This window comes from Streptomyces sp. NPDC001156, from assembly GCF_053598275.1.
Map to the genome: position 1 here is coordinate 14,423 of NZ_JBSFJX010000016.1, position 22,565 is coordinate 36,987.

Genomic DNA, 22,565 nt, shown 5'->3' on the forward strand with positions numbered 1-22,565 from the left:
CCCGTCCACCTCAGGAGCGAGCCATGACCGACCCCGCTCTCCTCGCCCTCGGCGCCACCGTCCTCACCGGAACGCTCGCCGTGGCCGGCGTACACGCGTACGCCTCCGGCCGCGCCCAGCGCCAGGCGCTCGTCGACCGGCTCTCCGGCGACGCGGCGGGCCCCCTGCGCACGGCGAGTGGCCGGGTACGGCGGTTCACCGCCATCGACCGCAGGCTGCGCCGCACCCGCCTAGGCCGCGCCGTCCAGCCGCGCCTCTCTTCGACTGGGCTCGACCTGACAGCGGGGGAGTTCGTCACCTACGTCACCGCCGTCGTCGTCGCGCTCTGGCTGATCGCCGCGACGACCCTGGCCCCCTTCTTCGGCCCGATCGCCGCCCTGGTAGGGGTGTGGAGTGCGGCCGTCTTCCTCAACTGGCAGCGGCAAAAACGCATCGAGGCCTTCATCAACCAGCTCCCGGACGTGGCGCGCCTCCTGGCCAACGCCACGGCCGCCGGACTCGCCCTGCGCACGGCCCTCGCCATGGCGGCCGAGGAACTCGAGGCCCCCGCCGGCGAGGAGCTCGCGCGGGTCGCCGACCAGCTGACGCTGGGCCGCTCGGTCGACGACGCCCTGAACGAACTGGCCGAGCGACTCCCCTCCCGGGAGCTGATCGTCCTCGTGACCACGCTCGTCCTGGCCAACAAGGCGGGCGGCTCGGTGGTGAACTCGCTGCGCAACCTCACCCAGACCCTGGAGGACCGCAAGGAGACCCGGCGCGAGGTCCGCACGATGCTCTCCGAGGTCAACGCCACGGCCTTCACGGTCCCGCTGCTGGGCCTCGGCTCGCTCGTCCTGGTCAACTCCTCGAACGAGGGCGCCCTCGCCCGTGTCACCGGCTCCCCCATCGGCCAGGGCCTGGTCCTGCTGGCGCTCGGCCTCTACACGGTCGGCTTCTTCGTCATCCGCCGCCTCGGCAAGATCGAAGTGTGAGGGGGGCGCGATGCTGCCGCTGTTCCTCGCCCTGCTGATGGCCGTCTCGGTCGCCGGGATCCTCCTCGGCGTCCGTATGATCCGCGCCGACGCCAAACTGCCCAGCGATCTCGCGCTGGCCCTTGAAGTGGGCGCCACCCGTGTGTCCCGGGCGGGATCGGCGGTCGACCGGCTCGGGATGCGCTTCGCCCCCCTCGTCCTACGGCTGATGGGCCCGCGCCGCATCGACGAGAAACGCCGGCGCATCGACATGGCCGGCAATCCCGGCGGCCTCACCCTGCACCGGTACGCCGCCCGCCGGGCGGTGTACGGCATCTTCGGCCTCCTGATGGGCCTGATCTTCCTCACCAACGGCCATCTGCTGCTCGCCGTCGGCACCTTCGCCTTCGGGCTGCTCGCCGCCGACGCGCTGATCTGGCAGGCCGTCCGCGAGCGCAAGGACGTCATCGACCGCACGCTGCCGGACTTCCTGGACGTCCTCGCGGTCGTCGTCTCGGCGGGGCTCGGCTTCCGCCAGGCCCTGGACCGGGTGGCGGACAAGTACGAGGGGCCGTGGGCGGACGAACTGTGCATCACCCTGCGCCAGATGGACATGGGGGTCAGCCGCCGCCAGGCCTTCGACGAACTGCGCCGGCGCAACTCCTCCGAGCAGGTCGCCCAATTCGTGTCGGCCCTGCAACAAGGGGAGGAACTCGGCTCCCCGATCGCGGAGACCCTGATCCAGCTGGCCACGGACATGCGGCGCACGGACGCCCAGAACGCCCGCCGCCGCGCCGCGAAGACGATCCCCAAGGCCACGCTGGTCACCCTGGTCTTCATGCTCCCGGCGACGATGATCCTCATCGCCACAGGCATGTTCCTGGGCTCCGGCACGGACTTCGGATCGATTCTGGGCCGATGATGAGCAGCCGCACCCCGCGCCCCACACCCGGGTACCTGGAGGACGACGCCCCGCCCCCGGCCAGCGTCCGTCTCCAGCTGAACGCGCTGCAGTCCCTGTGCCGCCAGACCGTGGCGGTACGCCTCGCGATGGTCGTGATCGGCACCCCCTTCGCCCTGGCCAACACCCCCGACGGCGTGCCGCGATACGCCGTCCTCGCCTCCGCCGTCCTCGGCGTCATGACCTCCTACGCCCTGCTGCGCGACTGGGAGAGGGTCGGCCCGCGCCTGCTGGCCCACCCGACGCTGATGGCGCTGGACCTCCTCTTCGTCGCCACGCTCCTGGTGACCGCCTCTCCGGCCTCGCCGCTCGCGTACGCCACCGTCTGCACTCCGCTCCTGTCCGGCCTGCTGTACGGCTGGCGCGGCGCGGGCGTCTTCACCGGCCTCCAACTGGTCGTGGTGCTCTCCGCGTTCCGCGCCTGGGAGGCCCGTCCCGGCGCCGGTGTCAGCACCCTCCTCATCGCCGGATTCTGCGTGGCCGCGGGCATCATCGGTGTGACCCTGCGCAATCTGCTGTTCCGCTTCGGCGCGGCCGGCGAGGCGCTGTCCGAGGCGGACGCGCGCCTGGCGGCGGCGGAGGCCGTCGAGTCCGAGAGGGCCCGGCTCGCCCGGGAGATGCACGACTCGGTGGCGAAGACCCTGCACGGCCTGGCGCTGGCGGCGGACGCCCTCGCGGCCTCCGCCGACCACTGCGACCCCGACACGCTCAAGCGCCAGGCGAACCTGGTGGCGGGCGCGGCACGCAGGGCGGCGGCGGAGTCCCGGGACCTGCTGTCGGACCTGCGGCGCCGTACGGACCTCACGACGACGCACCCGGACCTGGCAGTCGAACTCAAGTGCGCCATCGCGGAGTTCACCGCACGTACGACGACCGAAGTCGAACTTTCGGCGCCCCAGTCCCCCCTCCCGCTCCCGTACGCGACGGCACACCACGTGCTGGCGATCGTCTCGGAGGCCCTCGAGAACACGCACCGCCATGCCCGCGCGACCCGCGTACGGGTCGAGCTCACCACCGCCGACGACGAGGCCGCCCTGGACCTCCGCGTGCAGGACGACGGCGTCGGCCCGCCCCCGGCGACCGCACCCGAGGACCTGGCGAAAACCGGCCACTTCGGTCTGCTCGGCATGTCGGAGCGCGCCACGTCCCTGGGCGGCCGCCTCTGCCTGGGCCGTTCCCCGCTCGGGGGCGCCGAGATCCATCTGCACATCCCCCTCCGCGCCACCTTTCCCCCCACCCCCCAAGAGGAGGCCGCACATGCCTGACCAGGCGATTCCCGGCCCGCCCCTGCGTGTCCTCGTGGCCGACGACAACCCGGTCGTCCGCGCGGGACTGACCGCCCTGCTGTCCGTCCATCCCGACATCGAGGTGGTCGCGGAGGCGGCAGATGGCGAACAGGCCCTCACGCTCGCCGGCCGCCATCGCCCCCAGGTCGTCCTCCTGGACGTCCGCATGCCCGGCACGGACGGCCTGAAGGCACTGCCCGAACTGGCCCGTCTGGGAGCCGTGATGATGCTGACGTACAGCAGGGAGCCCGAGGTGGTGGCCGAGGCGCTGCGCCGCGGGGCCTCCGGCTATCTGGTGCACGGCGAGTTCACGGCGTCCGAGCTGATCGAGGCGGTACGGAGGCTGAGGGAGGGCCGTCGCTGCCCTGTCTCGTCTTCGCTCGGTGCTTCGTACCAACCGGGGGAAATTTCTTCGCAGATGCAACCAGTTGTGGCACAGTCGTCGAAGGCCCGGCCCGTCCGCAGGGCGAGCCTGCGGCGCCGGGCCGCGGGGTGGCTGGACTTCGGTCTGAGCACGAGGGAGGTGGAGGTCATGGATCTCATAGCGTCCGGAATGAACAACCGGCAGATCGCCGCCACTTGCTTCATCAGTGAGAAGACGGTCAAGAACCACATCAATCGCATCTTCGCAAAGCTGCACAGTACGTCGCGCAGCGAGGCGATCGCCCGGTGGCTGGGGACGGCGGGGGAGGGGTGGGCCCGATGACCGCCGGAAGACGGGGAAGTTGGGCCCCTGGACCCACTCGGAGTGAGGGCTCTTTCACGTACGGTGCGTTGGTTGACGGCATCCGCATCGGGCGGGAGGGGACGGACCGTGATGACCAGAGCCAGACACAGGATCGGCGCGTGGGGGCGGACCGTGGCGTCCCGGATGCGAGGGGATGCCGGGGCGGGGTTCGTGGAGTATGCCGGACTGATGATCATCATTGCGGGGATCTTCACGCTGATCGACCAGATCGGCCTGGACGGAATGATCTCCGGGGCGATCAGGACCGCCGTCACTTCGGTGACGGGTGGCGGCTGACGCGGCCGAACCCCTTCGGCGACCGGGGGCAGACCCTCCCCCTCTACATCTGGCTGACGGGGATCCTGCTGTTCGTCGCGTTCGCATTCTTCGTCTTCGCTCAGGCAGCGTCCGCCCGCAACGGTGCTCAATCTGCGGCGGACGCTGCCGCATTGGCAGCCGCGCAGGACTCCCGCGACGAACTGATGACCGGCCTGCAAGAAGCGATCGGCCATGACGACGACTGGCTGGACTGGCTCCAGGGCAACGGCTTCCAGGGGGCGGGAGCGACGGCAGCGGCCGAGCGGCTGGCCGCTGCGAACGACTCGACGGTCCAGGGCGGTGCCGTACCGACCACAGTGAACGGCTATCGCGGATACCGGGTGGCGATCGAGACGCGCTACACGGTCGGTGAGTCCATCATTCCGGGCACGGAGACGCAGCACGCCAGGGCTGAAGCCACCGCGGTGATCGAGCCGCGCTGCACGTTCACAGCGGACGCCGACTCCAAGAAGGCCGTGGAGCTGGACTGTGACGGCCGGCTTGTCGACATCGACCCCCAAGATTTCCGTTCGGACGACCTCCCCGACGCGTCCGTGCTGTTCTCTGTGCATCTGGCCGAGTGAGAGGAAGCCGCACCGATGGATATCCGGCACACCATGACGGGCCGCAGGGCGCTGTCCGCGGTGGCGATCACGACCGGGCTGCTCCTCACGGTGGTCGGCTGCGGTAGCGGGGGTGACGACAAGCCCGGCGCGTCCTCGCCGTCGGCTGAGTCCACGGCGAAGGGCGGTGGCCAGAGCAAGCAGTCTTCCGCGCAGACCGCGGACAATGTGCTCGCTGAGGTGAAGAGCGGCGACATCACGCTCACCGTCACCTCCGCGGAGCGTGACCAGGGCGGCTTCGTGACCGTGAGCGGGACGGTCACCAACAACGGCGGACAGTTCTGGATCGCGTCGAACTGGCGCGGCGACGAGCGCGAGCTGAGCAGGAACGGCGCCTCACTGGCCGGTGCGTCCCTCGTCGACAGCAAGGGCAAGAAGAAGTATCTAGTTCTGCGTGACACCCAAGGTCGCTGTCTCTGCACCAAGTTCGACGGCGGAGGCGTGAACGCGGGGCAGTCGACGGACTGGTTCGCCCAGTTCCCCGCCCCGCCCGAAGGCACCACCGACGTCGACTTCCAGGTCGGTGCCATGCCCCCCGCCTCCATCCAGATCTCCGAGGGGTGACCTGCCGTGGCCCCCGTCCCGCGCTCCGCCGCGCCCGTCCTCGCGGCCGCTCTCACGCTCCTCACCCTGACCGGAGCCCCCCCGGCCACCGCCGATGACAACCCCAGCGCACCCCCCGGCAGTGTCACCACCTCCCCGCCCCCGTCCGTCGACCCCACCAGCCCGGGGCTGAAGCTCGCCGACGGGGCCACGCTCGCGCCCGCCAAGGTGCTGGACATCAAGTCCGTCGTGGAGGACCTCGGCGGCGAGGAGCGGCGTGAGGACACCAATGAGAACGTCACCTTCGCGCTGCAGGCGGAGGTGCTGTTCCCCAAGGACAGTGCCAAGCTGAACCCGGAGGCCCGCTCCCGCATCGACGCCATCGCGGACGAGGTCAAGAAGCAGAACGCGACGAACGTCCGTGTCTTCGGCTTCACCGACAACCTCGGCAGCTACGCCCACGGCCTGGTCCTGTCCAAGCAGCGCGCGGAGGCGGTGCACGACCGGCTGGCCGCGAGCCTCGGCGGCGACGTCACCTTCGAGGTGCGCGGCTACAGCGAGGACTACCCGATCGCCGACAACTCCTCCGAGGAGGGCAGGCGCAAGAACCGTCGCGTGGAAGTGTCGTTCCCAAGGGGGGACACGGCTTCGTAGGCATGCGCGGATTCCGCCGGAGCAGCCTCCGCGCCCACGCGGCGCTGCTGCGCGATGCTCGTGCCGTCCAGTCGGTGGCCGTCGGAACCGGGAGTTGCCCATGCGAAAGATCGTCCTGATGATGTCCGTGTCCCTGGACGGCTACATCGAGGGCCCGAACCGCGAGATCGACTGGCACCTGGTCGACGACGAGCTGCACCAGCACTTCAACGATGTGCTCAAGGACATGGGGGCCTTTCTCAACGGCCGCGTGACCTACCAGCTCATGGCCGACTTCTGGCCCACCGCCGACTCCGATCCGCACCGCTCGGGGCCCATGGTCGAGTACGCCCGGATCTGGCGGAACATGCCGAAGATCGTGTTCTCCCGGACCCTCGAGCACGCCGCCTGGCACACCACCGTCGTCCGGGACGTCGTCGTGGACGACATCCTCGCGCTCAAGGCGCAGGACGGAGGCGACCTCGCGCTCGGCGGCGCCGCCCTCGCCGCCGAGTTCCTGCGGCACGACTTGGTGGACGAGTTCAGGATCTACGTCCACCCGATCCTTGTCGGCCGCGGTCAGCGTCTCTTCCCCGAGACCGACGCGCTGACGGCCCTGCGCCTGATCGACTCGCGCCGGTTCGGCAACGGTGTCGTGCTCCTGCATTACGAGCGCCCGCAGCCGGACGAACGGTAAACCTGTTGTCCCGCCCGGGTCCGCTCGATAGGAAGGCCGCATGACTGGAATCGGTGCTGTGTTCCGGCCCCAACTGCCGCCCGAGCGGCTGCGCGCGATCGCGCGGCTTGCGGACGAGGCGGGCCTTGAGGAGCTGTGGCTGTGGGAGGACTGCTTCCTGGAGGGAGGGATCTCCGCCGCGTCCGCCGCGCTCGCCTGGACCGAGCGGCTGCGGGTCGGCATCGGATTGCTGCCCGTGCCGCTGCGGAACGTCGCGGTGACCGCGATGGAGGCCGCCACCCTTGAACGGATGTTCCCCGGGCGGGCGATCCTCGGTGTGGGGCACGGCGTGCAGAGCTGGATGGGGCAGGTCGGCGCACGCCCCGAGTCGCCGGTGACGCTGCTGGGCGAGTATCTCGACGCGCTGCGGGCCCTGCTGCGCGGGGAGAGTGTCACCACCGACGGGCGGTACGTGAGACTGGACGGCGTGGCGCTGGACTGGCCGCCCGCGCAGGCGGTCCGCGTCCTCGCCGGTGCCACAGGACCGCGCACCCTGCGCCTGTCCGGCGCGGCGGCCGACGGGACCGTCCTCACCGCCACCACGGCACCCGAGGGCGTACGGAGGGCCCGTCAGCTCATCGATGAGGGGCGCGAGTCGGCGGACCGCACCGACCCCCACCACATCGTCGTCTACCTGCGCACCGCCACCGGCCCGGACGCCGCCGCCCGGCTGCGCGCCGAAATCGAGGCGGGCGGGGAGGACCCGGTACCGGAGCACGGGGTGGCCGGGGACGCGGCCGCGGTCGCCGAGGCTGTCCGGCGACTTGCCGACGCGGGCGCTGACACCGTCGTCCTCCAGCCGACCGCGGACGAGCCGGACCCGGAGGCGTTCATTCGGTTCGCGGCCCACGAGGTGCGCCCGCTGGTGTCGTGACCGCGGGCCCGTGGCCGGGCCCGGCTGTCCGTCCGTGCGGTCGGCCGGCCCGGGAAATTCGGTCGCGGTCCCTTCCCGGGCGCTGGGACGATCGCCGCATGACGACCAGCCGTACCTACGAAGACCTCGTCAAGGAAGCCGTCGACGCGTCCGTCGACGGCTGGGACTTCTCCTGGTTCGAGGGCCGGGCCACGGAGGAGCGGCCTCCGTGGGGGTACGCGCGTTCGATGGCGGAGCGGCTCGCCGTGGCCTCGGCCGCGCTCGACGTCCAGACCGGAGGCGGCGGGTCCTGGCCTCCACTAGTTCGCTGCCGCCGCTGACCGCGGCTACCGAGGGATGGCCGCCCAACGTCGCCAGGGCAACCGCTCTGCTCCATCCGCGCGGCGCCGTGGTCGTCGCCTCGCCCGAGGACGCGCCGCTTCCTTTCGCCGAAGGCGCCTTCGACCTCCTCACCAGCCGGCACCCGGTGCGCACGTACTGGCCCGAGATCGCCCGTGTGCTGCGTCCCGGCGGTACGTATTTCTCCCAGCAGGTCGGCCCGGCGAGCGCCGTCGAGGTCGTCGAGTACTTCCTCGGGCCGCAGCCGCCGGAGGTCCGCGACGCGCGCGACCCCGAGCGGGCACGGGCCCGGGCCGAAGAGGCCGGCCTCGAGGTCACCGGCCTTCAGGAGGCCCGGCTGCGCATGGAGTTCCATGACATCGGGGCCGTGGTCCACTTCCTGCGCAAGGTGATCTGGATGGTCCCGGACTTCACCGTGGACCGGTACGAGCCCCACCTGAGGTCCCTGCACGCACGGATCGAGTCCGAGGGGCCCTTCGTCGCGCACAGCACGCGATTCCTGATAGAGGTCCGCAAGCCGGGCAGGTGAGACCGGGGGGCCGTCCGAGCCGACGGGACTTGGGCGTCCTAAAAGTGAGACGGGTGTCCATATACCGGGACTGTTCACCTGAGGTTGTCACATCGTTATCGGATCCGCTTCGAATCGGGTCCGCCGCTCACGTAAGTTCAGACCAAGGCAATTCGCGTCAGCAAAGCTGCGCGGCACGGCACCGCGCAGTGGGAGGGGGCTGCGCGGCGCCGTACCTGCATCCGCGTGCCGTCAGGCGTCGTACACCGTCACCTGCGCCCCGCGCCCTATGCCCCACCGCTCCATCGCCCCGGCCTCGGCCTCCAGGACATGGCGCGCACGTAGGCGGGGCAGGCCGATCCGCCCCGGCGGCATCGTCCGTACCGCCACCACCCGCAACTCACGGTCCAGGTAGGCGACGTCGATCGCGAACCGCATCCCCAGGGTGTGCACCGAGCTCGCCGGGCTCAGCAGCAGAGCCCCCTCGATCCCGTCGCGCCCGAGCAGTCCGCGCCGCCGGGACCGGGCCGAGCGGGCGACCTCCAGGGGTACCGGGCCGGGCAGGCCGGCCGTCGTGAGCATGGCCATGACCGCGAAGCTATCGATGGCGTCAAGTGGGCGCTCGCGCCGCGAGTCACCCGGCCGGAGTATGCCCGGAAGCGTCATCCATGTGCCCCAAAGGGCAGGACACATCCCTCGGATACCTCTGGATTCGGCCGGATTCCCTTGGAATCCACTGTGATCCGGCCATGATCACGCTGTGAAGGAGTGATTCCGGGGTCATCACGGCGTCGCCGGGCGAATTCGGAGAGTAGTTGTGGCACGCCGATGCAGCCAGCAGCACTTACGAAGGGTTATGGTGGAAACCCCCCCCCGGGCCGGTCCGTCTCCCCCCCCACGGACCGGCCCGTTTTCCTTTCCCCCGTCGCGGGCCCATGGGCGTCCGAACCGCCCGCCGTGCGCACCGGTTCCCGGCGCGGCCGGTGGCGGGTGATCCGGCCCGGAATTGCGGGCCATACGGCCCCTGTTCGGGGGTACGCACCCAGGACGGAGCACTACACCCCTTGGTGGGGCCATGGATTTCCAGGGGTAGGCTTCGCCCCCGGGGACCGCCATCTGACGGGGATCGCGCACGCCCGAACCTGTCTGATCCGCACGGAGGGGCTGACAATCACGTGAACCTGCGCGACAAGCTGCGCGGCCTGCTGGTCAGGCTGTACGCACGCCGGGTGGAGGGTCACCTGGACCACGCTCAGGTGCCCAAGCACATCGGCGTCATCATGGACGGCAACCGGCGCTGGGCGAAGGCCGCGGGTTCGACCACCGCGCAGGGCCACCGGGCCGGGGCCGACAAGATCGAGGAGTTCCTCGGCTGGTGCGCCGAGACGGACGTCGAGGTCGTCACCCTCTGGCTGCTGTCGACGGACAACTTCGACCGGCCGAAGGAGGAGCTCGTCCCGCTCCTCGGGATCATCGAGGACGTCGTCCGCTCCCTTGCCGCCGACGGCCGCTGGCGGGTGCACCATGTGGGCGCCCGCGATCTGCTGCCCGGGCAGATGCAGGGTGTCCTCAAGGAGGCCGAAGAGGCCACCGCGCATGTCGAGGGGATACTCGTCAACGTCGCCATCGGCTACGGCGGGCGCCAGGAGATCGCCGACGCCGTCCGCTCGATGCTCCTCGACGCCCGGGAGAAGGGCACCTCGATGGAGGCCCTCGCCGACTCCGTGGACGTCGACCTGATCGGCAGGCACCTCTATACGAGTGACCAGCCCGACCCCGATCTGGTGATTCGAACGAGCGGTGAACAGCGGCTGTCCGGATTCATGCTCTGGCAGACGGCCCATTCGGAGTACTACTTCTGCGAAGTGTTCTGGCCGGCCTTCCGCAAGGTGGACTTCCTGCGCGCGCTCCGTGACTACGCGGCGCGACACCGCCGTTACGGCGGCTGAACAACCTCCTCGTCAGGGCGCCGACTCGCCCCTGGGCGACGGAAGAGGCCTTCACCCGTCAGGGCGTAAAAGTAACAAGGAGTTCATCGGGGCGCCGTCATATGCCGTGGCATGGCAGCGCATGTTCGAGGGCATAAGCCAGACAGGTCGACACCCGAACCACGGGTGTCGGATCTCAGCGGACGGCTCGGGGCCGTCCGCCCGGGAGGCCCTTTGCACCAGCCCCACCGTGCGGTCACGGCACGGAAGAAGCAGTGGAGGGCCGGTTCTCGGCCCGTGCATCGCGGCCGTCGACCGGTCGGGATTCCTCCCGCCCAGCCCGACCCGGCATTCCACTCCGTCGCTCCCCGACCTCATCCGAGGGGGTACGTCCTTCCGTGGTGACCAGCACAAAGCGCCCCAAGCCAGACCGGCGCACCTATGTTCTCGACACCAGCGTCCTGCTGGCCGACCCGAACGCCGTGACCCGCTTCGACGAGCACGAAGTCGTGCTCCCCATCGTCGTGGTCACGGAACTCGAGGCCAAGCGGCACCATCCGGAACTCGGTTACTTCGCCCGCCAGGCCCTGCGCCTGCTCGACGACTACCGGGTCCGGTACGGCCGTCTGGACGCCCCGATCCCGATCGGGGACCTCGGCGGAACCGTCCGGGTCGAGCTCAACCACTCGGACCCGAGCGTGCTCCCCATGGGCTACCGCCTGGGGGACAACGACTCCCGCATCCTCGCGGTCGCCCGCAATCTGCAGGCCGAGGGGTTCGACGTCACGGTCGTGTCGAAGGACCTGCCGCTGCGCATCAAGGCATCCTCCGTCGGTCTTCTCGCTGAGGAGTACCGCGCGGAGCTGGCCATCACGGACTCCACCGGCTGGACCGGAATGTCCGAACTGACCCTTTCTGGCGAGCAGGTGGACATCCTGTTCGAAGAGGGCCACGTCTATGTCCCCGAGGCCGCCGACCTGCCGGTGCACACGGGTCTGACGATCCAGTCGGAGCGGGGCAAGGCGCTCGGGCGTGTCACGTCGGAGGGTAACGTCCGGCTGGTGCGCGGGGACCGGGAGGCGTTCGGCATCAAGGGCCGCAGCGCGGAGCAGCGGATCGCGCTCGACCTGCTGCTCGACCCGGACGTCGGGATCGTGTCGATGGGCGGACGGGCCGGCACCGGAAAGTCGGCGCTGGCGCTGTGCGCGGGCCTGGAGGCGGTGCTCGAGCGCCGGCAGCACCAGAAGGTGATGGTGTTCCGGCCGCTGTACGCGGTCGGCGGGCAGGAACTCGGATACCTGCCGGGCACCGAGGCCGAGAAGATGAGCCCCTGGGCGCAGGCGGTCTTCGACACCCTGTCCGCGGTCACCAGCCGCGAGGTCATCGAAGAGGTCACCGCGCGCGGGATGCTGGAGGTCCTCCCGCTCACCCACATCCGCGGCCGCTCGCTGCACGACGCCTTCGTCATCGTGGATGAGGCCCAGTCGCTGGAACGGAACGTCCTTCTGACCGTTCTGTCCCGGATCGGCTCGAATTCACGGGTGGTTCTGACCCACGACGTGGCCCAGCGGGACAACCTCCGGGTGGGCCGGTACGACGGAGTCGTCGCCGTCGTGGAGAAGCTGAAGGGGCATCCGCTCTTCGCCCATGTCACGCTCACGCGGTCCGAGAGGTCCCAGATCGCGGCCCTTGTGACCGAAATGCTCGAGGACGGGCAGATCTGACCCGAGTGCACAACCCGAGGTAGTTACCCGTCGGTTGGCGCCGTTCGGCAAAGGCTCCAGAGCCTAGCCGGGCGGCGCCTTCGCGTGTGGGAGTTCCGGTAATCCGCTGGGCCAAACGGGATGTGAGCTTTCACACTCAACGCAGAATTGCCACCCGGCGTCCGGTTACGGCAGAGTCTCACTCCTGTCAGGCCCCGCATACGACACACCTGTACCCCCAGCGGTACGGCAACACAGCAACATCAGAACTTCATAGCGCCGTCGTATGCCGCCCGAGCACCACGCGGCCGCTTCCGTCAGGAAGTTGCCTACCGGGCCCGCGCCTCCCGTGACCCCGCAGTTGGGAGGCCAGCGTCAGGGGCACGATTGCGTCCGCCAGGGTCACCGAAGCGGGCGATGCTGGAAGGAAACCGTGTGAGCCGGATTTCGGTCCGGGGATTCGCAGTGGCTTCGGCCACGGCGGTCACCGCTGTCGGCGCCGTCACCGGTGTTGCCTCGGGCAGCACTGGGCAGCCCTCGTCGAGCGACGCCGAGGCGACGGCCAACGAGACGACCCTCCTGGCGGATATACCCGCGGGTCAGCAGGCACAGGTGCAGACCGCGTCCCTGACGCAGCAGGCTGACGCCCAGGCCATCGCCGCGGACGTCAGCGCCAAGAAGGACGCCGAGGAGACGGCCCGTAAGCAGGCGGCCGCGGACGCGATCGCCAAGCAGAAGGCCGCGCAGAAGGCCGAAGAGGAAGCCAAGGCACGCAAGGAGGCCGCAGCCGCGGCCAGCCGCGCGAGCCGTGACGCCTCCAGCTTCCCGGTCCAGAGCTCCTACTCCGTCGCGCAGATCCAGGCGATGGCACGTCAGCTGGTGGCAGCCGACCAGTTCCAGTGCTTCAGCAACATCGTGGACCACGAGTCCAGCTGGAACTACCGTGCGGTCAACGCCTCCTCCGGTGCCTACGGTCTCTTCCAGGCCCTGCCCGGCTCCAAGATGTCGTCTGTCGGCGCCGACTGGCAGACCAACCCGGCCACGCAGATCAAGTGGGGCCTCAACTACATGAACGGCCGGTACGGCAGCCCCTGTGGGGCCTGGTCGTTCTGGCAGGCCAACCACTGGTACTGAGCCGCTTGTCCGCGCACGCGCGGTCGCTCAACCTTGCGGAGCCCCTCACCGTCTTTGGGTGAGGGGCTCAGGCCGTTTACGGCCGTCGGGTCCTGCCCTGTACGGTCGGAACCGACGACTCCAGGGGGGAGTGGTGGGGAGCACCCGGGGACACGGGGGAAGAGGACGGATCATGTCTCAAGTGCCAGGGTGGCTCTCCCGGCTGGGCGCCGGGCTGAGCCAGGTGGGCGAGCGGCTGGACGAGCGCCGCGCCGAGGTCGAGAAGGAACACGCCGAGCCCGCGCCGCCCCCGGTGCCGGACGGCGTACCCCCGCGTCCGGCGTACGCGCCCACGGTCCAGGCGCGTCCGAATCCCGTCGAGGCGGTGCCGTGGGGAGTACGGGTCGCCGCCGAAGCCGGCTGGCGGGTGCTCGTCCTGGCCGGCACCCTCTGGGTGCTGATGCGGGTCATCAGTGCCGTCCAGTTGGTGGTGCTGGCGTTCGTGTGCGCGTTGCTCATCACGGCGCTGCTGCAGCCGACCGTGGCGCGGCTGAGGCGTCACGGTGTGCCGCGGGGCCCGGCGACCGCGCTGACCGCGATCCTCGGCTTCGTCATCATGGGCCTCATCGGCTGGTTCGTGACCTGGCAGGTCATGGAGAACATCGACTCGCTCTCCAACCAGATCCAGGACGGCATCGACGAGTTGCGCAAGTGGCTGCTCAACAGCCCCTTCCACGTGACGGACAAGCAGATCAACCAGATAGCCAAGAACCTGCGCGAGGCGATCGGCGCGAACGCCGACCAGATCACCTCGACCGGCCTGGAGGGCGTGCAGGTCATCGTCGAGGCCCTGACCGGCATCCTGCTGACGGTCTTCTCGACCCTCTTCCTGCTGTACGACGGCCGGCGCATCTGGGAGTGGACGCTCAAGCTGGTGCCGGCCGCGGCGCGGCCGGGTGTGGCGGGCGCCGGTCCCCGGGCCTGGCGCACGCTGACGGCCTACGTCCGCGGCACGGTGATAGTGGCCCTGATCGACGCGATCTTCATCGGCCTGGGCATCTACATCCTGAACGTGCCCATGGCCGTGCCGCTCGCCGTCTTCATCTTCCTCTTCTCCTTCATCCCCCTGGTGGGCGCGGTCGCGTCGGGCGCGCTGGCGGTGGTGGTGGCGCTGGTGACGCAGGGGGTCTTCACGGCCATCATGACGCTGGTCGTGGTCCTGACCGTGCAGCAGATCGAGGGCCACATCCTGCAACCGTTCATCCTGGGCCGGGCGGTGCGGGTCCACCCGCTGGCGGTCGTCCTGTCGGTGACGGCCGGCGGGATCGTCGCGGGGATCGGCGGCGCGGTGGTGGCGGTGCCGCTGGTGGCGGTGACGAACACGGTGGTGGGCTATCTGCGCTCATACGCGAGTTCGGGAGCGACACACCAGACCCTCCAGCCGGCGGCCGCGCGGCAGCCGGAGACGTCGGTGTCAGGAAGCGGCCCGACCGACGCCTGACCGGGAACGAGCCGGGACGACCCCGGGCCGGGGTACTGCCGGGCTGGGGCCGTATGGCGTGGCCCCTCGGCTCGCGTCCGGCCTTCCAGGACCGGGCCGTTGAGGCCGGAGGAGGCCCGGGGCGGAGCCCCCGGGGACGGCCAGAACGAACGAAGAGGGCCTCTCCCACCGAAGTGGAAGAGGCCCTCTTTGCCGTTCGCTCACTCGGAGAGCACGGCCTCCGCGTCCAGCGTCACGCCGACCGCCTGGATCACCGAAGCGATCTTGAAGGCTTCCTGGACGACCTCACGGTCCACTCCCGCCTTGCGGAGCACCTGCTCGTGCGAGTCCAGGCACGTTCCGCAGCCGTTGATCGCCGAAACCGCGAACGACCACAGCTCGAAGTCGACCTTCTCGACACCGGGGTTGCCGATGACGTTCATCCGCAGACCCGCGCGCAGCGTGCCGTACTCGTGGTCCGAGAGCAGATGCCGGGTGCGGTAGAACACGTTGTTCATCGCCATGACGGCGGCCGCGGACTTGGCCGCGGTGTACGCCTCGGGCGTCAGGTTCGCCTTCGCCTCGGGCGCCAGCTCGCGCAGCACGATCGCCGACCGGGAGGCGATCGCCGTGGCCAGCACCGTGCCCCACAGCTGCTGGGCCGGCAGGTCGGAGTTGCCGATGACCGAACCGAGGTTGAGCTTCAGGTCCTTGGCGTAGTCCGGGATGGCGGACTTGAGGGAGTCGAGGGACATCGCTCACTCACCGGCCAGGAGCTTCACCGGGTCGAGGGTGTCCTCGCCCTTGCTCCAGTTGCACGGGCACAGCTCGTCGGTCTGCAGGGCGTCCAGGACCCGCAGGACCTCCTTGGGGTTACGGCCGACGGAACCCGCGGTCACCATGGTGAACTGGATCTCGTTGTTCTGGTCCACGATGAAGACGGCGCGCTGCGCGAAGCCGTCCTCGCCCTCGATGCCCAGGTCGCGCATCAGCTCGTGCTTCGAGTCGGCCATCATCGGGAACGGCAGCTCGCGCAGGTCCGGGTGGTCCTTGCGCCAGGCGTGGTGGACGAACTCGGAGTCACCGGAGAAGCCGAGGATCTGGGCGTCACGGTCGGCGAACTCGTCGTTCAGCTTGCCGAAGGCCGCGATCTCGGTCGGGCACACGAAGGTGAAGTCCTTGGGCCATGCGAAGACGATCTTCCACTTGCCCTCGTAGGTCTTGTGGTTGATCTGCTCGAACTCCTGGCCCTTCTCCAGCGAGACGCAGGCGGTCAGTTCGAACTCGGGGAACTTGTCACCGACAGTGAGCACGCGCTCTCCTTGCAGCACAGAAGCACCGCCTACACAAGGTGCTTCTCAGGGGTTGGACAATGCCGATCCTGGCACAAGGTGCATTGATACGAGTAATAGCTACACTCGGTCAGGTTGATCGGCATCACTTATCAGTGACCAATGGTGAGGAGCGCGACGGATGGGTGGGACCAGGAGCAACGGGCGTCGTCAGCCCAGTCTCGCCCAGTTGCGCGCCTTCGCCGCCGTCGCCGAGCATCTCCACTTCCGGGACGCGGCCGCCGCGATCGGCATGAGCCAGCCCGCGCTGTCCGGCGCCGTCTCCGCGCTGGAGGAGGTCCTCGGGGTGACGCTGCTGGAGCGGACCACTCGCAAGGTGCTCCTTTCGCCCGCCGGTGAGCGCCTCGCCGTACGGGCCAAGGCGGTGCTGGTGGAGGTCGGCGCCCTCATGGAGGAGGCCGAGGCCGTCCGGGCGCCCTTCACCGGGGTGCTGCGGCTCGGGGTGATCCCGACGGTCGCACCGTACCTGCTGCCGACCGTCCTCAATCTCGTCCACGACCGCTACCCGCACCTCGACCTGCAGGTCCACGAGGAGCAGACCGCCAACCTGCTCGACGGACTCACCACCGGCCGTCTCGACCTGCTGCTGCTCGCCGTCCCCCTCGGCGTGCCCGGTGTCGTCGAACTCCCCCTCTTCGACGAGGACTTCGTGCTCGTCACTCCGCTCGACCACTGGCTCGGGGGACGGGAGGGCATCCCCCGTCAGGCGCTGCGCGAGCTGAACCTGCTGCTGCTCGACGAGGGCCACTGCCTGCGCGACCAGGCCCTCGACATCTGCCGGGAGGCCGGCCGTGAGATCAGTGGGGCTGGGCGGAGGCCTTCGGCCGAAGGGCGGGAGGGCGCGCCCGTGACCACGACCGCCGCCGGACTGTCCACCCTCGTCCAGCTCGTCGCCGGCGGCCTCGGTGTCACCCTGCTGCCGCGCACCGCGCTCAAGGTGGAGACCACCCGCAACAACCAGCTCCTCACCGGCTACTTCGCCGACCCGGCGCCGACCCGGCGCGTCGCCTTCGCGATGCGTGCGGGTGCCGCCCGGGGCGCCGAGTACGAACAGCTGGCCGAGGCCATGCGCGAGGCACTGCGGCCCTTGCCCGTACGGGTACTTGGGCCGGGGGCCTGAAGAATCTCCGCGCAGCCGCGCACACATACTCGATCCCTCACGTGTCCGATGACGCACCCGGAACGGCGAGAGAATTCAACTTCCGTCAGGTAGTGCGGATTTCGCAGGAATATGCGGCCCGGCTGATACACATAACCCCTCAGCGTGACACGTCAGGCGTGTGTGCGACATTCCAAGGGGAGTTGTGGCGGGCATACGGGATTCCCTTGGGCGGGCCGGATACGACCTGCTGTCGCATGCGCTGACCCGGCATGCGCGGGAAAAGGGCGACGGCGGCCTCCGGGTTTCGGGGCAGCCCGGGGGAGTCGTCCATCTGCGCGACGGTCTCGTGGTCGCCGTCGCGAGCCCCGGCGCCCCCGGTCCCGGAACGCTACTCACGCGTTCCGGCCGGTCCGGCGCCGGTCCGGCCGAACTGCGGGTCCTGCGTGTGAACGCGTGCGGGCCCCTCCCGGTCGGGGGAGGGGGCCCGCACGACGGTCCGCCGGCTACTCCGTGCGCAACCCGTCCGGCCGCATCAGCCGCAGCAGCGGCGGCAGGCTGAGCAGCGTCACCAGGAAGACGACCGCGGCGCCGAAGCCGGTCATCGACAGCACGCTCGGCCAGTCCACGCGGACGGTCTGGCCGGTCATCTTCAGCAGCACCGCACCCAGCACCAGACCGACCGTCGACGCCAGCACCAGCCCCAGCCCGATCGGGATCGCCGTCTGCCACAGCACCGACAGGCTCAGCGTGCGGCGCCGGGTGCCGAAGGCGACCAGCGACGACAGCAGCTTCTTGCGCTCGCGCAGCTGCTCCAGCTGGGACACCAGAAGGCTCGCGCCGATCAGCGCCAGCACACAGGCGGCGCCGACGAACAGCCCCGTGCGGATGGAGGTGAACCTGTTGGACTGCTCCGAGGCCGCCCACGTCATGGCGTCCGCCTGTACATCGACCCGCACCGCCGTGTTCCGCACGTACTCGCGCACGTCCGGTACGGACCGGTCGATCGACAGGTAGATCTCACCGGTGACCGGCTCCGCGGCCCGGTCGGGCAGCGCGCCCGGTGTCATCAGGATGCCGCCGCGCTGCGAACCCGTCGGGTCCTTGATCGTCCGAGCCTGCTTCAGCTGCGCCGGGACCTTCCAGACGACCTCGCTGTGGCGCTCGGTGGCGTAGGACGGGTCGATGTAGAGGGTCCGGCCCGGCTTGGCCAGCTTCGGCGTGTCGGTGTCCCACTCGGCACCGGTCAGGGCGAACACGTCCCCGTCGTGGCACGAGGGCAGCGACGCCAGCTCGCGCAGGGCGGCGCAGTCGCCGACATTGAGCTCCATGCTCGCCTCGGGGTCCTTGCGCCGGTCACCGATGCTGGCGGAGGAGAGCGCCGTGACCTTGCGGACGCCCTTGGTGGCGGCGAACTGCCGGGCGGCCGGGTCGAGCGGCACCCCCTTCGGTAGGTTCACCTGCATCTGCGCCCGCGAGAGGTCGTTCTGGCTCGCCTTGGTGTAGTCGCTCTCGACCCCGGCGAACAGCATCTGCAGTGCGATCGCCCCGGCCACCGCCACCGCGATGCCGTTCACCATACGGGCCGCTGTGCCGCTGCTCAGCTGCAGCCTGCGCACGGCCAGTTGCCAGGCGACGCCGCCCCGTCCGAGCCGGGCCACGACCGTCTCCACGATCCACGGCAGCAGCGCGGTCACCCCGACGAGCAGCAGGATGACGCCGCTGGTGACGAGGTACTGGTTGAAGTTCCCGTTGTCGTGGCCCTGGCCGATCATCGGGTAGAGCATCGCGAGCCCGCCCAGCGGCAGCAGCAGCCGCCACCACAGCCGGCGACGTCTGGGGCGCGCCGCACGGACCACGCCGAGCGGCTCGATGACGACCTGGCGCAGGGCGAACAGAGTCACCAGCACCGCGGCCGCCGGCACCGCCACCGCGACGAGCACGGCGAGGACCGGAGAGGGGTTGAGATAGCTGGGGAACACGCTGACATCGAGGATCTCCGCGGTGCCCGCGACCTGACGTCCGACGAAGAAGAACAGGGTGCCGAGGACGAGCCCCGCCAGGGCTCCCGCGAGCGCCTCGCCCGCGGCGATCCGCCGGGTCATCCCGCCGTCGGAGCCGACCAGCCTGAGCGCCGCCAGCCTGCGGTCGCGCCGCTCGCCGCCGAACCGCACGGCCGCGGCGATGAACACGGCGACCGGCATCAGCAGCACCACGAAGACGACGAGCGCCAGCAGGACCAGTACCGGGTCCGACTTCTCGGAGGTCGCGGTCGGGTGCCCGAAGCGGTCGATACGGGCCACCGAGGAACCGTTGATCTTCGCCGCGAGGCCGTTCGCCCCCGCGTAGTAGGCGAGTTCGTGCGAGCCGATCAGCCCGCTCTCCCCGATGGTCCCGACGATCCGGTACGGCAGCCGCTCCCGCAGCAGCCTCCCGCCGTCGGAGCCGAGGAGTTCCTTCAGCGCGGGGGAGACGACCATGTCCCCGACGGCCGGGAACGTGTCCAGCCCCGGTGGAAGCGGCGCCCGCGCCCCTTCGGGCTCCATCAGCCGCCCGCGTACGTCCTTCTCGTGGAACGTCGTGTCGATGTCCGCGATCACGAGGGTGCGGTCGGACCTGGGCATGGTCGTCTGGCTGTACGTGTAGTCCAGGCGCGCCTCCTCACGCTCGTGCCGCACCACCAGCGTGTTCGGCAGCGCGGTGGTGAGCAGCAGCAGAGCCACCCCGAGACCGACACCGACAGCCGTCAGCAGGAGCCGGGCCCACCCCTCGCGCCCGCCGGTGAAGGCGAACCGGACGCCCATGGCCAGATCCCGGGCCCACTGGCTCATACGACGCGCTCCATGTCCCTGGACTTACCGTCCCGCACGACGATCTCGCGATCGGAGTAGGCGGCCACCCGCGCCTCGTGCGTGACCAGCACGACGGCCGCGTTGGTGGACCGGGCCGCCTCGGTGAGCAGCTCCATCACGCGCTCGCCGTTGAGGGAGTCGAGCGCGCCGGTGGGCTCGTCGGCGAACAGCACGCGCGGGCTGGTGACCAGGGCGCGGGCGACGGCGACGCGCTGTCCCTGACCGCCGGATATCTCCCCGGGCCGCTTGCCCGCGAGGTCGTCGACCTCCAGGCGCTCCATCCAGGACAGGGCGGTGCGCTCGGCCGCCTTGCGCGAGGCGCCGCTCAGCCGCAGCGGAAGGGCCACGTTCTCGACGCAGGTCAGTTCGGGTACGAGCTGTCCGAACTGGAAGACGAACCCGAACTCCGAACGCCTGAGGCGGCTGCGCTGGGCGTCGCTCATGCCGGCCATCTCGCGGCCGTCGTACAGGATCGAGCCGGAGTCGGGCGGCACGATCCCGGCGAGACAGTGCAGCAGGGTCGACTTGCCGGAACCGGAGGGACCCATCACGGCGACGATCTCGCCGGGGTGGACGGAGAAGTCGGCGCCGTCGAGGGCGACGGTCGGGCCGTAGGCCTTGCGCAGGTTTTCGGCGGCCAGCAGGGAACCGGGAGGAGGAGTCACTTGGCCACCGCCTCGGCGAGCCGGTCGAGACGTGCGGCGGTCAGCTCCAGCCAGCGCAGGTCGGCCTCGAGGTGGAACAAGGCGTGATCGCAGATCAGCTGGTCGGCCAGATCGCCCTTGCGCTTGCGGTCGGTCAGGATCCGCATCATGCGCAGGTGCTCGGAGCGCTGCGTGTCGAGTATGTCGGCCGCGTCGCGGTGCGTGAGCAGCGCGAGGACGACCTTCGTGTAGAGCGTCGACTGCAGATACGGCTCGGGCTTTTCGGGGGTCGCGAGCCACTGCTGTACGTCGGTGATCCCGGCGTCGGTGATGGCGTACCGCTTGCGCTCGGGCCCGCCGCCGGCCTCGATGCCGTCGACTTCGACGAGCCCGTTCTTCAGCAGGCGGGACATCGTCGAGTAGACCTGGCCGTAGTGCAGCGGCCGGTCGTGACCGAACTTCTCGTCGAAGGCCCGCTTGAGGTCGTAGCCGTGGCGGGGCCCGGACTCCAGGAGTCCTAGGAGGGTGTGACCGATGGACATGGGAGCACTGTACATAGCGCGTATACACATGACGTATACACGGCGCGTATAGATCTTGGTCCAGAGGGCGTCAGCGCAGGTGAGGGCCGTTTGTCACGGTTCTGCTACGCGGCGGGCACTCACGCCTCGGGCTCCTCGGAAGCGGGCGGCCGGCCCCTGCGGGGGATCGGTCCGGTCCCCCGGGGCAGGCGGCCGGCCTCCGCGAGGGCGCGCCGCAGCACGAACTCGATCTGCGCGTTGGCCGAGCGCAGCTCGTCCGAGGCCCACCTGGCCAGTGCGTCGTAGACCAGCGGGTCCAGCCGCAGCAGCACCTGCTTGCGCTGCTGCGGCCGACGCTGGGGGGCCGGACCCCCGGAAGGCGCCGTCACTGGTAGAGGGACCCAGTGTTGAGGATGGGCTGCGGCGCCCGGTCTCCGCAGAGCACCACCATCAGGTTCGACACCATCGCCGCCTTCCGCTCGTCGTCCAGCTCCACGATGTCGCGCTCGGCGATGCGGGCCAGTGCCGCCTCGACCATCCCGACCGCGCCGTCCACGATCTGCCGCCGTGCCGCGACCACCGCGCCCGCCTGCTGCCGCTGGAGCATCGCGGACGCGATCTCCGGAGCGTATGCGAGATGCGTGAAGCGCGACTCGATGATCTGCACCCCGGCGGCGTCCACGCGCACGTGCAGCTCGGCGGCGAGTTTCTCGGTGATCTCCTCGGCGTTGCCGCGCAGTGAGAGCCCGCCCTCCTCGTGTGCGTCGTACGGGTACTCGATGGCGATGTGCCGCACGGCCGCCTCGGTCTGCGTGGCGACGAACTCCAGGAAGTCGTCGACCTCGAAGGTGGCCTGCGCGGTGTCCTCGACCCGCCAGACCACCACCGCGGCCAGTTCGATCGGGTTGCCGTAGGCGTCGTTGACCTTGAGGACGGCGGTCTCGTGGTTGCGGACCCGTGTCGAGATCTTCGTACGGGAGGTGAAGGGGTTCACCCAGCGCAGGCCGTCCTGCCGGATCGTGCCGCGGTAGCGCCCGAAGAGCTGGACGACCCGGGCCTCGCCCGGTGCCACCGTGTTCAGGCCGGACATGGCGATGAGCGCGGCGAGGCCGACGAGGACGCCGACGACGATCAGTGCCGCCTTCGCGCCGTCCGCGGTGACCGTCGAGCCGGCCGCGACCAGGCAGGCGCCGAGCGCGAGTCCGGCCAGTCCGAGCGCCAGCGCCAGACCGCCGCCGATGCTGTGCGCGGAGAACTCCCGGACCCGGGGCGCGGGCATCTCCGGTATGTCGCCGGCGGAGGAAGCGTCTTGTGTCGACATGGGTGGTGTCCCCCGTTTCGAATCATAGCCATTGTCTAGCTAAGTGATATCACA

General features: G+C 70.0%; 23 protein-coding genes and 1 pseudogene. 16 read left to right on the forward strand and 8 right to left on the reverse strand.

Going from position 1 to position 22,565, the window contains the following annotated elements:
• Positions 1-23: 23 nt before the first annotated feature.
• The 11 genes and pseudogenes from ACWDA7_RS11235 to ACWDA7_RS11285 all read left to right on the forward strand — a co-directional run bounded on the left by ACWDA7_RS11235 (position 24) and on the right by ACWDA7_RS11285 (position 8,519).
• Complete coding sequence (locus tag ACWDA7_RS11235) at positions 24-971, forward strand: type II secretion system F family protein (protein ID WP_450603859.1); 948 nt, start codon at positions 24-26, stop codon at positions 969-971.
• 10 nt (positions 972-981) lie between these two features.
• A complete protein-coding gene (locus ACWDA7_RS11240; RefSeq protein WP_450603860.1) occupies positions 982-1,872 on the forward strand; it encodes a DUF5936 domain-containing protein in 891 nt (296 codons plus the stop codon).
• Positions 1,869-3,176, forward strand: coding sequence for a sensor histidine kinase (locus ACWDA7_RS11245; RefSeq protein WP_450603862.1), 1,308 nt, complete (start codon positions 1,869-1,871; stop codon positions 3,174-3,176). Before ACWDA7_RS11240 ends, ACWDA7_RS11245 begins: the two co-directional genes overlap by 4 nt.
• Positions 3,169-3,903: a response regulator gene (locus tag ACWDA7_RS11250; protein ID WP_450603863.1), complete on the forward strand. Its 735-nt coding sequence runs from the start codon at positions 3,169-3,171 to the stop codon at positions 3,901-3,903. The genes ACWDA7_RS11245 and ACWDA7_RS11250 overlap by 8 nt, the downstream gene beginning before the upstream one ends.
• A 111-nt stretch (positions 3,904-4,014) precedes the next feature.
• Complete coding sequence (locus ACWDA7_RS11255; protein ID WP_361824800.1) at positions 4,015-4,221, forward strand: hypothetical protein; 207 nt, start codon at positions 4,015-4,017, stop codon at positions 4,219-4,221.
• Positions 4,218-4,826 (forward strand): pilus assembly protein TadG-related protein, encoded by a 609-nt coding sequence (locus ACWDA7_RS11260; protein ID WP_450603938.1) that lies wholly within the window; start codon positions 4,218-4,220, stop codon positions 4,824-4,826. Before ACWDA7_RS11255 ends, ACWDA7_RS11260 begins: the two co-directional genes overlap by 4 nt.
• Positions 4,827-4,841: 15 nt before the next feature.
• Positions 4,842-5,429: a hypothetical protein gene (locus ACWDA7_RS11265; protein ID WP_450603865.1), complete on the forward strand. Its 588-nt coding sequence runs from the start codon at positions 4,842-4,844 to the stop codon at positions 5,427-5,429.
• A 6-nt stretch (positions 5,430-5,435) separates the two neighbouring features.
• The gene (locus ACWDA7_RS11270) at positions 5,436-6,062 is read left to right on the forward strand and encodes an OmpA family protein (RefSeq protein WP_450603866.1); all 627 of its coding nucleotides are present in this window, start codon (positions 5,436-5,438) and stop codon (positions 6,060-6,062) included.
• Between the two features lie 100 nt (positions 6,063-6,162).
• Positions 6,163-6,738: a dihydrofolate reductase family protein gene (locus ACWDA7_RS11275; protein ID WP_359392170.1), complete on the forward strand. Its 576-nt coding sequence runs from the start codon at positions 6,163-6,165 to the stop codon at positions 6,736-6,738.
• Positions 6,739-6,778: 40 nt separating this feature from the next.
• Positions 6,779-7,651, forward strand: coding sequence for an LLM class flavin-dependent oxidoreductase (locus tag ACWDA7_RS11280; RefSeq protein WP_450603867.1), 873 nt, complete (start codon positions 6,779-6,781; stop codon positions 7,649-7,651).
• Between the two features lie 98 nt (positions 7,652-7,749).
• Positions 7,750-8,519, forward strand: a pseudogene (locus tag ACWDA7_RS11285) (class I SAM-dependent methyltransferase).
• A 231-nt stretch (positions 8,520-8,750) separates the two neighbouring features.
• Here the strand turns inward: ACWDA7_RS11285 and ACWDA7_RS11290 are convergent.
• Positions 8,751-9,086: a DUF192 domain-containing protein gene (locus ACWDA7_RS11290; protein ID WP_450603868.1), complete on the reverse strand. Its 336-nt coding sequence runs from the start codon at positions 9,084-9,086 to the stop codon at positions 8,751-8,753.
• Between the two features lie 587 nt (positions 9,087-9,673).
• Between ACWDA7_RS11290 and ACWDA7_RS11295 the strand changes: the two genes are divergently transcribed.
• From ACWDA7_RS11295 to ACWDA7_RS11310, 4 genes are all read left to right on the forward strand, one after another.
• On the forward strand, positions 9,674-10,447 hold the full coding sequence (locus tag ACWDA7_RS11295) for an isoprenyl transferase (protein ID WP_432931986.1): 774 nt from the start codon (positions 9,674-9,676) through the stop codon (positions 10,445-10,447).
• Positions 10,448-10,824: 377 nt separating this feature from the next.
• Positions 10,825-12,150: a PhoH family protein gene (locus tag ACWDA7_RS11300; protein WP_360995839.1), complete on the forward strand. Its 1,326-nt coding sequence runs from the start codon at positions 10,825-10,827 to the stop codon at positions 12,148-12,150.
• 414 nt (positions 12,151-12,564) lie between these two features.
• A complete protein-coding gene (locus ACWDA7_RS11305) occupies positions 12,565-13,263 on the forward strand; it encodes an aggregation-promoting factor C-terminal-like domain-containing protein (protein WP_450603869.1) in 699 nt (232 codons plus the stop codon).
• Positions 13,264-13,435: 172 nt separating this feature from the next.
• A complete protein-coding gene (locus ACWDA7_RS11310; RefSeq protein ID WP_450603870.1) occupies positions 13,436-14,743 on the forward strand; it encodes an AI-2E family transporter in 1,308 nt (435 codons plus the stop codon).
• A 200-nt stretch (positions 14,744-14,943) separates the two neighbouring features.
• On the opposite strand, the gene ACWDA7_RS11315 is transcribed toward ACWDA7_RS11310, so the two are convergent.
• Both ACWDA7_RS11315 and ACWDA7_RS11320 read right to left on the reverse strand, forming a co-directional pair.
• Positions 14,944-15,477, reverse strand: a complete 534-nt coding sequence (locus tag ACWDA7_RS11315; protein WP_450603871.1) for an alkyl hydroperoxide reductase — start codon at positions 15,475-15,477, stop codon at positions 14,944-14,946.
• Positions 15,478-15,480: 3 nt separating this feature from the next.
• Positions 15,481-16,035, reverse strand: a complete 555-nt coding sequence (locus tag ACWDA7_RS11320) for a peroxiredoxin (protein WP_450603872.1) — start codon at positions 16,033-16,035, stop codon at positions 15,481-15,483.
• A gap of 160 nt (positions 16,036-16,195) precedes the next feature.
• Here ACWDA7_RS11320 and ACWDA7_RS11325 point away from each other — a divergent pair, with 160 nt between their 5' ends.
• Positions 16,196-17,194 (forward strand): LysR substrate-binding domain-containing protein, encoded by a 999-nt coding sequence (locus ACWDA7_RS11325; protein WP_450603873.1) that lies wholly within the window; start codon positions 16,196-16,198, stop codon positions 17,192-17,194.
• 485 nt (positions 17,195-17,679) lie between these two features.
• Here ACWDA7_RS11325 and ACWDA7_RS11330 read toward each other — a convergent pair whose 3' ends face one another.
• The 5 genes from ACWDA7_RS11330 to ACWDA7_RS11350 form a co-directional block, all read right to left on the reverse strand.
• Positions 17,680-20,004 (reverse strand): ABC transporter permease, encoded by a 2,325-nt coding sequence (locus ACWDA7_RS11330; RefSeq protein ID WP_450603874.1) that lies wholly within the window; start codon positions 20,002-20,004, stop codon positions 17,680-17,682.
• Positions 20,001-20,690: an ABC transporter ATP-binding protein gene (locus ACWDA7_RS11335; RefSeq protein ID WP_450603875.1), complete on the reverse strand. Its 690-nt coding sequence runs from the start codon at positions 20,688-20,690 to the stop codon at positions 20,001-20,003. The genes ACWDA7_RS11330 and ACWDA7_RS11335 overlap by 4 nt, the downstream gene beginning before the upstream one ends.
• Positions 20,687-21,211: a PadR family transcriptional regulator gene (locus tag ACWDA7_RS11340; RefSeq protein WP_450603876.1), complete on the reverse strand. Its 525-nt coding sequence runs from the start codon at positions 21,209-21,211 to the stop codon at positions 20,687-20,689. Before ACWDA7_RS11340 ends, ACWDA7_RS11335 begins: the two co-directional genes overlap by 4 nt.
• Positions 21,212-21,330: 119 nt before the next feature.
• Complete coding sequence (locus ACWDA7_RS11345; RefSeq protein WP_450603939.1) at positions 21,331-21,630, reverse strand: hypothetical protein; 300 nt, start codon at positions 21,628-21,630, stop codon at positions 21,331-21,333.
• Positions 21,576-22,511, reverse strand: a complete 936-nt coding sequence (locus ACWDA7_RS11350; RefSeq protein WP_360995854.1) for an SPFH domain-containing protein — start codon at positions 22,509-22,511, stop codon at positions 21,576-21,578. Before ACWDA7_RS11350 ends, ACWDA7_RS11345 begins: the two co-directional genes overlap by 55 nt.
• Positions 22,512-22,565 lie beyond the last annotated feature (54 nt).